The 1,321-nt window shown below is 66.2% G+C and carries 1 protein-coding gene; it reads right to left on the bottom strand.

Features of this window, described 5'->3' with window-relative positions; genetic code table 11:
• Positions 1–31 precede the first annotated feature (31 nt).
• The gene (locus ABZV34_RS39595) at positions 32–1,111 is read right to left on the bottom strand and encodes an ISAs1 family transposase (protein ID WP_356288188.1); all 1,080 of its coding nucleotides are present in this window, start codon (positions 1,109–1,111) and stop codon (positions 32–34) included.
• Positions 1,112–1,321 lie beyond the last annotated feature (210 nt).

The raw sequence follows: 1,321 nt of genomic DNA, 5'->3' as shown, positions 1-1,321 counted from the left end.
CAGGGCTGATTCAAAGTCTGATCGTTGCAGGTCAGGCCAGTCCAAGTAGGTCAAGTGGACGGGTGAACGGTGTGTAGGAGGTCTCTCGGAGTCCTGCGGCGATGCTGCGGTGGCCGGTGTCTCGAAGGGTGTTGATGGCGAGGTTGCGCAGGGTGGCCATGTTCTCCGGTCCGTGTCCGGTCCGGATTGTGGAGGCGTCCTCGCCGAAGGTGGTGTCCCGCATGTGGTGGACGGCCTCGATGCCCCACTGTGACCTGGTGATACGGCCGATGGTCTGTGGTGATGCCGAGCGTGCCGGCAGATCGGTGATGGCGTAGACGGTCTCGCGGGTGATCCTGCCTGTCTTGACGTCGGTGCGGTGCCGGTGGATCTTCGCGGCTTGCGTCACGTGGGGGAAGTCCAGGCCGAGGCCGGTGATGGTAAGTGCCCGGACTGATCGGGTTTCGCGTCGGCCGTGACCGGTCTCGCGGTCGTAGCGGCGGGCGGTGACCTCCTTCCAGGGCAGGGCTTTGACCGCCGCGTGGAGTTTGGGCTGGTTGCCCTTGACGACCAGGAGGTAGTGGGCGTTCTTCACCTCCACCAGCCATTTCGCGTGTTCGCGCTGCGTGTGGAGAGCGTCGGCGGTCACTACGGTGCCGGTCAGGTCGAACGGGGCCAGCAGGGCGGTGAAGCCTGTGATCTCGTTGGTCTTGTCGGGTATTCGCAGTTGGCTGACGGTCCGGCCGGCGGCCGTGACGGCGGACAGCAGATGGGCGGCCGGGGCGGTATCGGTACGTGAGCCACGCGCGCTCTTGCCGTCCACCGCGACCGACTCTGTCGCTGCTGGGTCATGTCCCAGCAGGTCGGCGAGTCCGCCGGGACATACCAGGGCCAGCACCCGACGCACGGTGGAGGGCGAGGCCGGTACACGCATGCCGAGCGGTCCGCGCGCGCGAAAGCCCAGGCGGGCAAGGGTGTCCTGGGGTGCGTGGCGGGCCCACTGCCCGATCGCCACATAGGAACGGGCGCCGGCCAGGACAGCGCACGCGGCGGCCAGTAACACCGAGGCGAGGCCATGACGCCGTCCCCGCCGGCCACGAGGATCGGGCAGGACAGCCAACCGGACACCCATGTCGGCAAGTTCACGTTGCCGAGGCGAGGGCGACTTGACCAGACAGACAGTGGCAGACTGACGGCACATCGAAGCTCCGGTGGTCGGGTGACTTGGTAGGTCCCCTTGATCATCGGAGCTTCGTTGTCTGCTGAACTGCCGCAGCGAAGGTTCGTCACACCCTTGTGACCAGCAGATTCTCAAATCCGCCAGGACTATGAATCAGCCCTG

The organism is Streptomyces sp. NPDC005195, assembly GCF_040608315.1.
In the GTDB taxonomy this organism is placed as follows: domain Bacteria; phylum Actinomycetota; class Actinomycetes; order Streptomycetales; family Streptomycetaceae; genus Streptomyces; species Streptomyces kaempferi.
This window is presented reverse-complemented; position numbering and strand designations above follow the sequence as displayed.

What these genes read in the sequence shown, in the direction of transcription:
- ABZV34_RS39595 (WP_356288188.1), bottom strand. Translation starts at nt 1,111, where the DNA reads ATGGGTGTCCGGTTGGCTGTCCTGCCCGATCCTCGTGGCCGGCGGGGA.